14 protein-coding genes are annotated in these 12,439 nt (G+C 40.6%); 11 read left to right on the top strand and 3 right to left on the bottom strand.

Going from position 1 to position 12,439, the window contains the following annotated elements:
- The first annotated feature begins 82 nt into the window (after window positions 1–82).
- The 7 genes from DBR43_RS23865 to DBR43_RS23895 all read left to right on the top strand — a co-directional run bounded on the left by DBR43_RS23865 (window position 83) and on the right by DBR43_RS23895 (window position 5,743).
- The gene (locus DBR43_RS23865; RefSeq protein ID WP_124585560.1) at window positions 83–283 is read left to right on the top strand and encodes a hypothetical protein; all 201 of its coding nucleotides are present in this window, start codon (window positions 83–85) and stop codon (window positions 281–283) included.
- A 16-nt stretch (window positions 284–299) separates the two neighbouring features.
- Window positions 300–503 (top strand): hypothetical protein, encoded by a 204-nt coding sequence (locus DBR43_RS23870; protein ID WP_124585562.1) that lies wholly within the window; start codon window positions 300–302, stop codon window positions 501–503.
- A gap of 42 nt (window positions 504–545) precedes the next feature.
- Window positions 546–1,322 (top strand): SDR family NAD(P)-dependent oxidoreductase, encoded by a 777-nt coding sequence (locus tag DBR43_RS23875; RefSeq protein WP_124585564.1) that lies wholly within the window; start codon window positions 546–548, stop codon window positions 1,320–1,322.
- Between the two features lie 275 nt (window positions 1,323–1,597).
- On the top strand, window positions 1,598–2,404 hold the full coding sequence (locus DBR43_RS23880) for a phytanoyl-CoA dioxygenase family protein (RefSeq protein ID WP_124585566.1): 807 nt from the start codon (window positions 1,598–1,600) through the stop codon (window positions 2,402–2,404).
- Window positions 2,405–2,528: 124 nt separating this feature from the next.
- Entirely contained in the window at window positions 2,529–3,749 is a 1,221-nt protein-coding gene (locus DBR43_RS23885; RefSeq protein ID WP_124585568.1) for a sterol desaturase family protein, read from the top strand.
- Between the two features lie 111 nt (window positions 3,750–3,860).
- Window positions 3,861–4,280, top strand: a complete 420-nt coding sequence (locus tag DBR43_RS23890; RefSeq protein ID WP_124585570.1) for a hypothetical protein — start codon at window positions 3,861–3,863, stop codon at window positions 4,278–4,280.
- Between the two features lie 134 nt (window positions 4,281–4,414).
- Window positions 4,415–5,743: an MFS transporter gene (locus DBR43_RS23895; RefSeq protein ID WP_124585572.1), complete on the top strand. Its 1,329-nt coding sequence runs from the start codon at window positions 4,415–4,417 to the stop codon at window positions 5,741–5,743.
- A 5-nt stretch (window positions 5,744–5,748) separates the two neighbouring features.
- Here DBR43_RS23895 and DBR43_RS23900 read toward each other — a convergent pair whose 3' ends face one another.
- The gene (locus DBR43_RS23900; RefSeq protein WP_124585574.1) at window positions 5,749–6,447 is read right to left on the bottom strand and encodes a hypothetical protein; all 699 of its coding nucleotides are present in this window, start codon (window positions 6,445–6,447) and stop codon (window positions 5,749–5,751) included.
- A 282-nt stretch (window positions 6,448–6,729) separates the two neighbouring features.
- On the bottom strand, window positions 6,730–8,013 hold the full coding sequence (locus tag DBR43_RS23905; protein WP_124585576.1) for a nucleotide sugar dehydrogenase: 1,284 nt from the start codon (window positions 8,011–8,013) through the stop codon (window positions 6,730–6,732).
- A 117-nt stretch (window positions 8,014–8,130) separates the two neighbouring features.
- On the opposite strand from DBR43_RS23905, the gene DBR43_RS23910 reads away from it, so the two are divergent.
- Window positions 8,131–9,111: an LCP family protein gene (locus tag DBR43_RS23910; RefSeq protein WP_124585577.1), complete on the top strand. Its 981-nt coding sequence runs from the start codon at window positions 8,131–8,133 to the stop codon at window positions 9,109–9,111.
- A gap of 16 nt (window positions 9,112–9,127) precedes the next feature.
- On the opposite strand, the gene DBR43_RS23915 is transcribed toward DBR43_RS23910, so the two are convergent.
- Window positions 9,128–9,664, bottom strand: coding sequence for a hypothetical protein (locus DBR43_RS23915; protein ID WP_124585579.1), 537 nt, complete (start codon window positions 9,662–9,664; stop codon window positions 9,128–9,130).
- Between the two features lie 352 nt (window positions 9,665–10,016).
- Here DBR43_RS23915 and DBR43_RS23920 point away from each other — a divergent pair, with 352 nt between their 5' ends.
- From DBR43_RS23920 to DBR43_RS23930, 3 genes are all read left to right on the top strand, one after another.
- The gene (locus DBR43_RS23920) at window positions 10,017–10,580 is read left to right on the top strand and encodes a phage tail protein (protein WP_199757122.1); all 564 of its coding nucleotides are present in this window, start codon (window positions 10,017–10,019) and stop codon (window positions 10,578–10,580) included.
- 58 nt (window positions 10,581–10,638) lie between these two features.
- Entirely contained in the window at window positions 10,639–11,202 is a 564-nt protein-coding gene (locus DBR43_RS23925; protein ID WP_199757123.1) for a phage tail protein, read from the top strand.
- A 643-nt stretch (window positions 11,203–11,845) separates the two neighbouring features.
- A complete protein-coding gene (locus tag DBR43_RS23930) occupies window positions 11,846–12,409 on the top strand; it encodes a phage tail protein (protein WP_124585585.1) in 564 nt (187 codons plus the stop codon).
- Window positions 12,410–12,439 lie beyond the last annotated feature (30 nt).

Below are 12,439 nucleotides of genomic sequence, written 5' to 3' on the forward strand. Positions count from 1 at the left end.
GAAGAAATTCCTGATGATATGCAAAAGCTATAAGAACACTTAAACCACAATTAAAAAACGATAAACAAACACTCAATACATTATGGAAAGAATATCATTTTTTTTAAACGTAGAAGACGATCCTTATTATCAAATCGGCGTCTGCATTGGCGTAGAAAAAGGATTCGAAAAAGGCTTCAAAATCTACCTGGAAACTGCCAGGGCAATGAAACGTGAAGGGCTCCCAATATTTCAAATCACAAGAATAACAAAACTCAGCCCCGAAGAAATAGAAAAATTATAACCAAATAAATTATAGGATGACCAGAATATCAGACTTCTTAAAAATAGACAAAGATCCACTGTACAGGATGGGCAAGAGAATTGGTTTTGAAAAAGCCATGAAATTCAACATGTTACTCATTGTCGGTAAGATGAGAGAGGAAGGCTTTAGCACGGGTCAAATCGCAAAACTGACAAAATTTAGCCCGGAAGAAATAGAGACATTTTCTAAAAAGGTTTAACTTGCAGCGGAGCCAGTCTTACCATAGACCCAATTCCCTTTCATGAATGAATATGCTTTAGTAACAGGTGCAAGTAAAGGTATTGGAAAACAAATTGCGTTATCACTGGCCCGCGTAGGTTATCATCTTTTATTGGTTGCCCGTTCAGAAACCGAACTTCAGGTGCTTGCGAAACTGATAAATGAGGAATACAACGTAAATGCTTCTTATTTACCTATAGACCTTTCCCTTGAAAACGCTGCTGATCAGGTGGCCAGCTGGTGTAAGAGGCAGACTCCTGCCCTATCTATTCTGATCAACAATGCAGGTTATGGTCTATGGGGTAATTTCGATCAGTTAACACTCGCTGCTCAAATGAACATGTTAAGACTCAATATTGATGTTGTGCTGGAACTAAGTCATCATTTACTTCCGGTTTTAAAACAACAAAAACAGGCTTATATCTTAAATATTTCCAGTACCGCAGCCTATCAGGCAGTACCAACACTTTCTTTATATGCCGCAAGTAAAACCTTTATCCTTTCTTACAGTCGCGCTTTGCGTTATGAGCTTAAAGACAGTACTGTTTCGGTAAGCTGTCTCTGCCCCGGCCCAACTGCCACAGGATTTTCCAGTCGTGCGGGTATGGATGCTTTGGCAGATTTGGCAGAGAAATTTAACATGTCGCCAGAAAGTGTAGCTGCAACCGGCCTGAAAGGAATGTTTAACAAAAAAGCCGAGATCATTCCTGGATTTCTGAATAAAGTTTCCTCATTTGGCACCAGGCTCCTTCCTAAGTCCCTGATTGAAAGGATCACAGCCCGTTTGTATCAGCAATAACAATAACCCTTATTTTTTCAAAATAAATTTGATAAGACAATTATTTTCCTACATTTGCATTGTCTACTAAATTAATAGACTTTATTTCAATGAAGAATAACAACCATATTCATACCGCACACACCATGCGAATGCTCTTCTCCGAAAGGGCCGGTTGTTGCTATTGTTGTTGCTGATCTCTAACAAATTACAGATTTCATCATTCACCAGCTCCTGACGGTTTATCCCGCAGCTGGCACTCTTTACCTCAACATTTAGCATTAAAATTCATCATCATGGAAAATTTGTCTATAAAATTCACATTAGGAAATAAAATAACGACCGAACAAAGGGACTTCTTTAACAAAAACGGATTCATTCATTTCAGGAATTTCATCAAACCGGAAACTGTAAATGATATCATTCAGGCTTCTCTTGAAGTTCAACAAAAATGGATTACAGATCAAAAAATTAAAATCAATGGCATCCCTATCAAATATGGCAGAGACCTCAATGGCTCTGCTATTGTTCAACGATTCGCCTTTATCAATCAGCAACATCCATTGTTCGCAGAACTGCCAAATGACCCTCGTTTCGAGACCCTGTTAGAACTAATCGGTCCCGGAGCGAGACTAGGCACAGAAGAAAAAGACGGCATGGTCCTAAATCATTACGTTAACGGCCCGGAAAGTAAGTTTACCCAAATGGGTTGGCATACAGATGGTCTCCGTGATATTTTCCAGGGTCAGAAGCTCAATCCTATGCTCAATGTAGGCATCCACCTAAGCAGTCTGAAACCAGAAAACGGTGGATTATGCGTACTCCCGGGAACACACAAGCAAAGTTTGTATGGCATGTTGTTCCGTAAAAAGTATTTTCTGGACAACAAACCCGATCCGGCAGAAATTGCAATTGTTCCTGAGGCCGGAGACCTGACCATTCACGATGGCCGGCTATGGCATAGGGTAGCACAATCCTCGGTTGTTGGAGAAGAAAGCCGCAGAAGGGTAATTTATTTACCAATTATAGCAGGAAAATATGAACCAAAGCATGAAAAAAGTCCTACGGCCTTTTATCAACGTTTTGCAGGCCTTGTTAAATAGTCCGGTCATGTTAATTGCATTAGCAATCAGCTATCTGATCCGTTCGGGAAAGCTGCAAACCCTGCAAAGAGGGATTGACCAATGGCGACTGCTCAGTTTTATAAAAATAAGAAACAAGCCATAAATGATTCAGTTAAACTACCTGGCCTTTGCCATCCCTGCATTTTTTCTCTTCCTCTATCTGGAATACCGCCTCGCCATTTACCTGAAAAGACCGGAAGTTTTTAAATATGAGAGTTCAATTGCAAACCTCAGTATCGGCATTGCAGAAAGGTTACTTAACTTATTCATCTCCGCAAGCTTCTACAGCTTGTTCTATTGGGTATATAAAAACTATGCCCTCTTTAATATTCCGAATACCTGGTGGGTATGGGTATCGTTGATCCTGGTCACAGACTTAGTCTGGTACTGGTATCACCGCTTAGGCCACCAGGTAAATTTTTTATGGGCCGCACATATTGTTCACCATCAGAGCGAAGAATTCAACCTGACCGTATCGGCAAGAATCACCGTTTTCCAGGCGCTGATTCGAAATATTTTTTGGTGTATAATCCCTTTTCTGGGATTTCATCCGGCAATGGTCATTACCATTCTCATGGTTCATGGTGCCTACTCCTTTTTTACCCATACACAGCTGGTCGGAAAACTAGGCTGGCTGGAATACATCTTCATCACTCCTTCTCTTCATGGGGTTCATCATGCCAGCGACGAGAAATACCTTGATAAGAACTACGGAGACGTTTTTGTGTTTTGGGACAAGCTGTTCGGAACCTTTCAGCGGGAAGAAGAACGCCCAAAATATGGCCTTACCCACCCCGTAAAAAGTTACAGTTTTTTATGGCAACACTTTCACTACTACCTGGAAATTCTCGACGCATGTAAAAAAGAAAAGCATTTTAAGTCAAGACTAAAAATCATCTTCGGAAACCCTGCCACCCTCGATCAAAACATCCGGCCCATTTTGGAGAGAAGATACCTCCAGCAAAAGACAGAACCCTCTTACCGTTTTAAATTCAGAACTTACCTAAACTTCCAACTCTTGCTTTGCATTGTCCTGCTCAGTTTTTTTACCGCCTTTTATGCTGACCTGCATCTGGAAGACAAACTATTCACCACTTCTTTTATCCTGATCACTCTAATCAATTGTGGTGCATTACTGGAACAAAGGAAATGGATCTACTACCTGGAATGCTTCCGGTTAATCCTCATCTTCGCTTACACCTTCTGGAAATTTCACATTTTTGAACTTGTCATCCTGCCTGTAGTTATTTTGGTCATTCTCGAAAATCTCTTTAGACTAAGCCGGCTATACAGGCAGTACCTGCTCAGGTATGAGGAATTCTAAATACTTATCCCCGGATACAGGTAGAAATAAAACCTGATTTCCCGGTATTGATTGAAAAAAGAGTCCATGATAGATTTGTAACACATAATAATCTATTAAAAACAAAACCTCATGAGACTTTTACAACTTAAAAAAAACCTGTTCACAAAGATCGCCTTCATGTTTCTGGTTGCTGCGTTGACCAGCTCCTGTTCAAAAGATAAAAATAACGTAGATGATCCCAGGGCGGGCTACCCTAAAACGGTAACTATCGAATACAAAGTGACCGCTTTGAGCGCAGGGCTAACCAAGCTGGATATTAGGTACACCAACGAGACCGGTGCTGATACCGACCTGACAGATCAGGCCTTACCATTTACTAAAACAGTCAGGAAATCTGTTGCGTATGCAGAGAGTGCCGTAGTAAGCATAAACTCGATGCTACCAGGTTCAGCTAAACTTGAAATATATGTGGATGGCAAACCAGTTGCCTCTTCGAGCCCGTCTTCTCAGCAATATCTTAGTGGAATTGCCCAATACGCTTTTCATTAACGGACGCTATATCATCGTTGCTTGATAAAACAAGTAAAGTTTCATACCCTTGTATCATTTGATAAACTCACATGATTCAGGGGTATTAAAATTTATTTAAAAGCCTTATCTTTTGTTTTCTAAACAAAAAAGGCATGAAAGCAAACATCGATCAGGTCCATCCCGACGGCGATAATGATAAAATCTCTCCCCGCCGCCTAAAAGCCATCTTTGGCGGCTCTGTAGGAAACCTGGTGGAATGGTACGACTGGTATGCCTATTCTGCCTTTGCTATTTATTTTTCTTCTGCCTTCTTTCCCGAAGGAAATGACACGGTAAAACTATTAAATACTGCAGGAATATTTGCGCTTGGATTTCTCATGCGTCCTCTTGGCGGATATATATTCGGGAGAATCGCAGACCGGATCGGTCGAAAACAATCCATGACATTTTCTGTCTTGCTCATGTCCTTAGGTTCCCTTTTAATCGCCTTGACACCGACTTATAACACTATAGGCATTATTGCCCCCATCCTTCTGTTAACGGCAAGGTTGTTACAAGGATTAAGTGTGGGCGGCGAATATGGAGTTTCCGCTACCTATCTGAGCGAAATGGCCACAAAAAACCGTCGTGGATTCTATTCCAGTTTTCAATACGTTACACTTATAGGCGGACAATTACTCGCACTTGCCCTCCAGCTTCTGTTACAAAAAGTGCTGCTATCGGAACATCAGCTTCAAGAATGGGGCTGGCGCATTCCATTTGTTTTCGGGGCAATACTCTCCATTGTGGCACTTTACCTGAGAAAGAATCTCGATGAAACCACCGCTTTTGAGAATCAAAGAAAGAAGAATACTGAAAAGAAAGGAACCGTAAAAGAACTTTTAAAACACCCGCGGGCGCTGGTCACGGTCGTCGGACTAACCCTCGGTGGAACATTAGCCTTCTATACTTACACCACCTACATGCAGAAATTCCTGGTGAATACCGTAAAAATGACTAAAGAAGAATCTACACTGCTTTCCTTTCTCTCTTTATTCCTTTTCGCTTGTTTACAACCCCTATTTGGTGCTTTATCAGACAAGATAGGGCGCAGGCCATTACTGATCGGTTTTGGAATCCTCGGAACTACCTGCACTGTACCATTACTTACGGCATTAAGTCAAACGACCAGTCAATGGACTGCATTTCTCTTATTGATGGCTTCATTAATTATTGTAAGCGGCTATACCAGCATCAATGCAGTCGTAAAGGCCGAATTATTCCCGGCTGAAGTACGTGCATTAGGTGTTGGCCTTCCTTATGCCTTAACTGTCGCCATATTTGGAGGCACAGCAGAATATATCGCCCTATGGCTGAAAGACTGGGGCCATGAACCTTATTATTACTGGTACATCACCGGCTGCATTTTCAGCTCATTACTTGTTTATGTATTTATGAAGGAGACAAAAGCGACTTCAAAATTAAATGAAGACGCTGGATAAAGTGTCTATTTATTACTTCCCAAATGGATGGTGATCCCAACCGAGACAGGATTCAACAGAAACTCAGCTTTATTTGTTTTCGCCAATGTCCGGAAATTAGCCGCATCCTGTGTTACGAATTCCTGTCGTTCATAGGAATAAAAGAAATCAAGACTACTTTCCACAAACAGAGATACTTCATTGATCACATTGAATTTTATTCCGATTAATGGAGTAGCGACAAAACCAACTTTAGTCGCTTCAACTTTACTTGAAGAAATGGCATCGTTCTGTAAAGCCTCTTTTAAAGTGTTTGCATTTTGAGACAATCCAATAAACTTATTAGAACGATAACCAAGATCCAACCCAAAATAAGGCTGAATTCTGGAAAAGTTAAGGTTCTTTTCAAAACCCACCTTGAAGGCATAATCGGTTACGTCACCACTTACCACTTCACAATTTTCGCAATTATTATAAAAAGTCTTGGTTTTCTTAAGATAACTTCCTCCTAAGCGATAACTGATCTGGTTGTCATTGAACTTCATCACCACACCGCTGAAATACGTATTTACATATTTGCTATAATCAGTTTCATTCAAAATTTTAGGCATTTGCATCAGGCTGAAACCTCTTACTGCAATGGAATAATTGTAGTCACCATTCATTTGCGAAAATGCCGATCCGCCAGATAACAATAGTAAAATAACTAGTAATTTTTTTTTCATTTAGATACCCCCCCGGGTTTATTTAGCGCTATAAAATTAATAGAAAAATCTCCATTTACAATAAAAAAAGTATTGTTTAAGGGATTTCTTTCTACCAGACAGTCTTCCGCTGAGAAGAATGATTTACAATGAGTTAAATGTCCCGCAAAAAGGCCAATATTAAGGATGAAGGCGTCAACAAGGGAATAAAGCATTGCTTTTTTTATTTTCCAATAGGTATCTAAAAACGTGCCAGAAATAAGGGTTTTCTTACCGGCTTTGATAATAGCCCTTATTTAAAATTTACAATCTTGCATCAGTATATTTTCTTTCTATAAATGATTTGGTGTCAAAAATAATTGCACCTGATTCTTTATATTTCTTATAATCAAGCGTCAAAAATTCCTGATGAGAAACAGCAACAATAATCGCCTTATAGTTTTTATCTATAAGAACATTATCCAATTCAAACCCATATTCTTTCCGGACAAGTACGGGATCCGCCCAGGGGTCAAAAACCGTTACTTCCATTCCGAACTGATGCAGCTCTTCATAAATATCAATGACGCGGGTATTCCGGATATCCGGACAGTTCTCTTTAAATGCAAAGCCGAGAATCAGTACCTTCTCCCCTTTTACGGGATACCCTTTGGCAATCATCAGCTTCACCACCTTATTGGCAACAAACATCCCCATATTATCATTTACCCTTCTTCCCGAGAGAATAACCTGTGGATGATAACCCAAAGATTCCGATTTATGTGCCAGGTAATAAGGGTCAACCCCAATACAATGGCCCCCTACCAGTCCTGGTTTATATTTTAAAAAGTTCCACTTTGTCCCCGCGGCCTCAATCACATCGGTAGTATCAATCCCGATTCGGTCAAAGATGAGTGCAAGCTCATTCACAAAAGAAATATTTACATCTCTTTGCGCATTTTCTATCGCTTTCGAAGCCTCGGCCACTTTGATACTTGGCGCTTTATGTGTTCCCGCAGTAATAATCTGCGCATACAAATGATCGACCTCTTCCGCCACTGCTTCGGTAGAACCGGATGTTACTTTCTTAATCTTTGTCAGTGTATTCACCCGATCTCCCGGGTTGATCCTTTCCGGAGAATAACCACAGAAAAAGTCAGTATTAAATTTCAAACCAGAATGTCGTTCCAAAACAGGTACGCAATCTTCTTCTGTACAACCCGGATATACTGTGGATTCATAAATCACGATGTCCCCCTTCTTTAACACCTTTCCAATCATTTCAGAAGCCTTTAACAAGGGGCTCAGGTCAGGTGCTTTAAACCGGTTAATAGGTGTCGGTACTGTGATGATGAAAATATTGCAAGACTCCAAATCTGAAGTCAGGGAGGAAAACTTCAATCCCGAGCTTTCATTTTTCGAATTCAATAATTTTTGTAGTTCCACCAGATCAGCTTCCCTTGTCCGGTCTTCTCCCACACAAAGCTCTTCAATTCTCGGTTGATCGATATCAAATCCCAGTACCTTATATTTTTTAGCAAATTCAATAGCGAGTGGTAAACCCACATAACCCAATCCTATAATTGCAATTTTATACGCTTTGTCCATAAACATCTTTCTTTTCCTTTATCTGCGGATTTAAGAACGTTTTAAAGGTAGGAAGAATTTTATTTGTTCTCAGGTACGGTTATTGAAATACACTAATCCTAAATTGTAAATAAAAAAATGAAGGCTTTTATATTTGTGATCTTCTTCTCTTTCCTGTATTCATTTAGTTCAAATGCTCAGGATAACCAGGTTCAGACTACTGCAACACCAACGCGCAAATCTCCTGTACCATTAAACAGGTCGGCAGAAGCATTAGGCATTTCTCCAAAGGTTCAGCAGAAAATAAAAACCATGACCAATTCCCCCATAAACATTGCACTGTTTGCCGTCGACAGACGTACGGAACAAGAAGCCGGGAACTCGGATGTGGTGATGATCATTTCAATCGATCAGCTCAATGGAAAAATTAAAATGGCCTCCATAATGAGGGATACTTATGTTAAAATCGAGGGTAAAGGCATGGATAAGATCAATGCGGCCTATGCCATAGGTGGTCCTCAGCTAGCCATAAAGACCATCAACCAAAACTTTGGTCTGGACATTAAAGACTATATGAATGTAGACTTCTACGGTGCTGCAAAAATTGTCGACGCCCTGGGTGGCATCATGGTAAATGTGAAAGCAGAGGAACTTCCCTATCTGAACAATTACCTGGACGAACTGGCCATCTATGAAAAAATCCCGGCAGTACATGTACAAGATCCGGGGCTTCAGAAACTGAACGGAAAACAGACCGTTGCTTATACCAGAATCAGGGCCGTAGGTAAAGGAGACTACGAAAGAACGGAGCGTCAACGGAGTGTATTGGTCTCTATTTTTGATAAATTGAAAGGCTCAGGTCAGGAAATTTTTCCCGTTTTTGCCTCACAAGTCCTCCCTAACATAGAAACCAGTATGGCCAATTTTACACTTTTAAATTTTGCGGGAAGTATTCTTAACTCAAAAAACAAAACCATAGAACAAGCCAGGTTCCCATTAGATAAAGAAAGTGTTGGAAAAAGGATCAACAACATCTGGTACTTAACCACAGACCTGAAAGTAACGACCAATTCCCTTCACAATTTCATCTATAAAAGCAACGCTTCAGGCAAGAAATAAAAACCGGTTTTTTCGGTTAAGCATCGCCCTCTTCTTTAATGCATACCCAATTTTGCATGTAAGGAAAGGGCTCAACATTTAAGCTTGCTGCATTTTTTTCATCATAAGCCATTTGCTGATATTGAAGCATGGGTAACCCAAGGTATATTCCATCTTCAAAATTACGGATGAGGTGTTCCCCCTCTCCTTTATAGCCATCCGGATGAAAAACGACTTCCGGACCCAATTGAAGCTTCAGGCAGGCGGCATAACTCCAGGCCAGACTCATCAGTTCTGCTCCCCGGTGCAGGTCAATATCTGGCAATACTCCATCCAGCTCAGCCCTTACCGCATAAGGAAGTGTTGCCAAATGACCGGCTTCATGCAGGATATCCCCGGGATAAAGCACCTGTGATGGGTCAATGCTTAACCCTCCTGATTTAATCCTGATACCGGGAAGAAAGGATTCCCCTTCATGTTCCTCCAATACTACTTCCAAGCCGATTTCCCGGAGAAAGCGAACAATGTCTTCTATAATTTTCTGATCTTTATTAAGAGGTAATGAGGCGTTCATGGCGTAAAAAAAACAAAAACAAAATTAAATACAAACAACCATCTGATAAATAATCCTAAAAATATTATTTAGTGTCTGTTTTTTTTCATTAGTTTTATGCTCAATTGGTGACATCGTATTTTCAAATAGCGGCACCAACATAGATAATTGACGCCTTAACTCTCTTCATTTTATGTGCATTTTTGTTTTCACGAATATAGGTTCGTATCAACAATTTCTGGTGCTTTCGCGCAGCCAATGTATTCGACGTGGAGTTTTAACCGCATTGAGATCTAAAACTACCTCAGGGGATAAACATCCCGATCCTCATACGATTAAATTAACCAATCAAATTATATAAACACAATTTATTATGGAAGAGTTCATAGGAATCGTTAAAATTTTTGCAGGCAATTTTGCACCAAGAGGCTGGATGCTTTGCAATGGCCAAATCATTGGAATTGCCCAAAACACGGCACTTTTTTCAATTTTGGGAACCACTTACGGAGGAAATGGCCAGACTACCTTTGCATTACCGGACCTTAGAGGCAGAGCGCCTATTGGATGGGGACAAGGACCTGGTCTGAGCAACTATGTATTGGGACAGTCCTCTGGCACAGAAAACACCAGCATTCTAATCAACAACATGCCTGCACACAATCACCTTGCAACTTCAGTGTTAACATTGAATGCAAGCAATGCCGCTGCAACTGTTGCAACTCCGGTTGCCGGAAATGCATTAGGAGCTGCTAAAGATGTAAACACGGATCCGGTATCTATGTATACAACCTCAGCACCTAACGTTCCTCTAACAGGGGGTACAGTAGCGACAACAGTAGGTGTCACAGGAGGAAGCGTCCCGATCAGCATCTTACAACCAACATTAGCCATTACCTACATCATCTGCACAGAAGGTATTTTTCCTAGCAGAAACTAATCATTCTGACCATTATCCAGCGAATTAACCAATCAGATTACTACAAACATAAATTATCATGGATGAATATATAGGGGTCGTTAAAGCTTTTGCCGGCAATTTTCCGCCACGAGGATGGCAGTTTTGCAATGGACAAATCGTAGCCATTGCGCCAAATACTGCACTTTTTTCAATCTTAGGAACTACTTACGGGGGAAATGGTCAAACCACATTTGGCTTACCTGACCTCCGGGGCAGAGCTCCTGTGGGATGGGGACAAGGCCCTGGTTTAAGTAACTATGTACTCGGAGAAGCATCTGGATCAGAGAACACCAGTATTCTAATCAACAATATGCCGGCACACAATCACATTGCCACCTCTACTTTAGCACTGAATGCGAGTAATGCTGCAGCAACAGTTTCGACTCCTGTTGCCGGAAACGCATTGGCAGCCGGTAAAGATGTAAACACAGATACAGTATCTATGTATACAACCGCAACACCAAATGTTCCTCTGGCAGGTGGTTCAGTAGCGACAACTGTAGGTATAAACGGAGGAAATGTTCCGATCAGTATTTTACAGCCTACATTAGCTATTAGTTATATCATTTGTTTTCAAGGCGTTTTTCCTAGTAGAAACTAGAAATCCTGTTCACATTGATACGCCTTGCGGTAAGATTTATACCGGTCCGTCTCCTGGCGACAATTAAAAGGCTTTTCTGGCTATTCAAAAAATGCCTTCCGCTTAAATGGAAGGCGTTTTTTCTATTCTTCCAAAAGGAAAATTGTTGAAACAAAAAACGAATCAAGGCACTGGAAAGGGCCATGAGCAAAAAATAAACATAAAAATATTGCTCGATATTTATTTTTTTCGCTAGTTTTATCACAAATTAGCACTTCGACTGGATGAAGACTAACAATTTTCGGCAAGTTAAAGCACTAATTAGAAGATAATTAACGCCTCAACCCTCTTATCTTATGCCCATTCCTGCTGCTACAAATACAATTGTATTGCAAAAAACGGATCAGTTTATGAACCCGATGGATTCCATATGGGATTTACCGGCTGAATGGCACAAGCGTCTCAACTACAGGTATAAAATTCATCAGAGAGATCTGGAAATTTGATATTTAGTTAGCTTCCGTACACCTGTTGGTCATCTTCAGGGCTCGGAAAAAAGAAGTTTAAGCACGTTACTATCTGAAAGTATCCCAGGAATTTTATTCTGTGCATTGGCTTATAAAAATAAATTAAATAAATATAAATTACTTAAACACAAATTATTATGGATGAGTACATGGGAATGGTAAAAATTTTCGCAGGAAACTTTGCACCCAGAGGTTTTATGTTCTGTAATGGCCAAATTATTGGTATAGCCCAAAATTCCGCGCTTTTTGCACTTTTAGGAACCACTTACGGAGGAAATGGTCAAACGACCTTTGGCTTACCTGACCTTAGAGGCAGAGCGCCTATTGGATGGGGACAAGGACCTGGTCTGAGCAACTATGTATTGGGACAGTCCTCTGGTACAGAAAACACCAGCATTCTAATCAACAACATGCCTGCACATAATCACCTTGCAACTTCAGTGTTAACATTGAATGCCAGCAATGCCGCTGCAACAGTTCCAATTCCTGTTGCCGGAAATGCATTAGGAGCCGGTAAAGATGTAAACACAGATGCAGTATCTATGTATACCACTTCAGCCCCTAATATCCCTCTGGCAGGAGGTTCGGTTGCCACAACAACGGCACTTAATGGAGGAAATGTCCCAATCAGCATTTTGCAACCTACACTCGCCATTAGTTATATCATCTGTACAGAAGGCGGATTCCCTAGCAGAAACTAGGTATACCAATAGAATTTATTAGAATTAACG

Origin of the sequence: Pedobacter sp. KBW06 (assembly GCF_003852525.1) — a bacterium.
GTDB lineage: Bacteria > Bacteroidota > Bacteroidia > Sphingobacteriales > Sphingobacteriaceae > Pedobacter.

What these genes read in the sequence shown, in the direction of transcription:
- DBR43_RS23865 (WP_124585560.1), top strand. Translation starts at nt 83, where the DNA reads ATGGAAAGAATATCATTTTTTTTAAACGTAGAAGACGATCCTTATTAT.
- DBR43_RS23870 (WP_124585562.1), top strand. Translation starts at nt 300, where the DNA reads ATGACCAGAATATCAGACTTCTTAAAAATAGACAAAGATCCACTGTAC.
- DBR43_RS23875 (WP_124585564.1), top strand. Translation starts at nt 546, where the DNA reads ATGAATGAATATGCTTTAGTAACAGGTGCAAGTAAAGGTATTGGAAAA.
- DBR43_RS23880 (WP_124585566.1), top strand. Translation starts at nt 1,598, where the DNA reads ATGGAAAATTTGTCTATAAAATTCACATTAGGAAATAAAATAACGACC.
- DBR43_RS23885 (WP_124585568.1), top strand. Translation starts at nt 2,529, where the DNA reads ATGATTCAGTTAAACTACCTGGCCTTTGCCATCCCTGCATTTTTTCTC.
- DBR43_RS23890 (WP_124585570.1), top strand. Translation starts at nt 3,861, where the DNA reads ATGAGACTTTTACAACTTAAAAAAAACCTGTTCACAAAGATCGCCTTC.
- DBR43_RS23895 (WP_124585572.1), top strand. Translation starts at nt 4,415, where the DNA reads ATGAAAGCAAACATCGATCAGGTCCATCCCGACGGCGATAATGATAAA.
- DBR43_RS23900 (WP_124585574.1), bottom strand. Translation starts at nt 6,447, where the DNA reads ATGAAAAAAAAATTACTAGTTATTTTACTATTGTTATCTGGCGGATCG.
- DBR43_RS23905 (WP_124585576.1), bottom strand. Translation starts at nt 8,013, where the DNA reads ATGGACAAAGCGTATAAAATTGCAATTATAGGATTGGGTTATGTGGGT.
- DBR43_RS23910 (WP_124585577.1), top strand. Translation starts at nt 8,131, where the DNA reads ATGAAGGCTTTTATATTTGTGATCTTCTTCTCTTTCCTGTATTCATTT.
- DBR43_RS23915 (WP_124585579.1), bottom strand. Translation starts at nt 9,664, where the DNA reads ATGAACGCCTCATTACCTCTTAATAAAGATCAGAAAATTATAGAAGAC.
- DBR43_RS23920 (WP_199757122.1), top strand. Translation starts at nt 10,017, where the DNA reads ATGGAAGAGTTCATAGGAATCGTTAAAATTTTTGCAGGCAATTTTGCA.
- DBR43_RS23925 (WP_199757123.1), top strand. Translation starts at nt 10,639, where the DNA reads ATGGATGAATATATAGGGGTCGTTAAAGCTTTTGCCGGCAATTTTCCG.
- DBR43_RS23930 (WP_124585585.1), top strand. Translation starts at nt 11,846, where the DNA reads ATGGATGAGTACATGGGAATGGTAAAAATTTTCGCAGGAAACTTTGCA.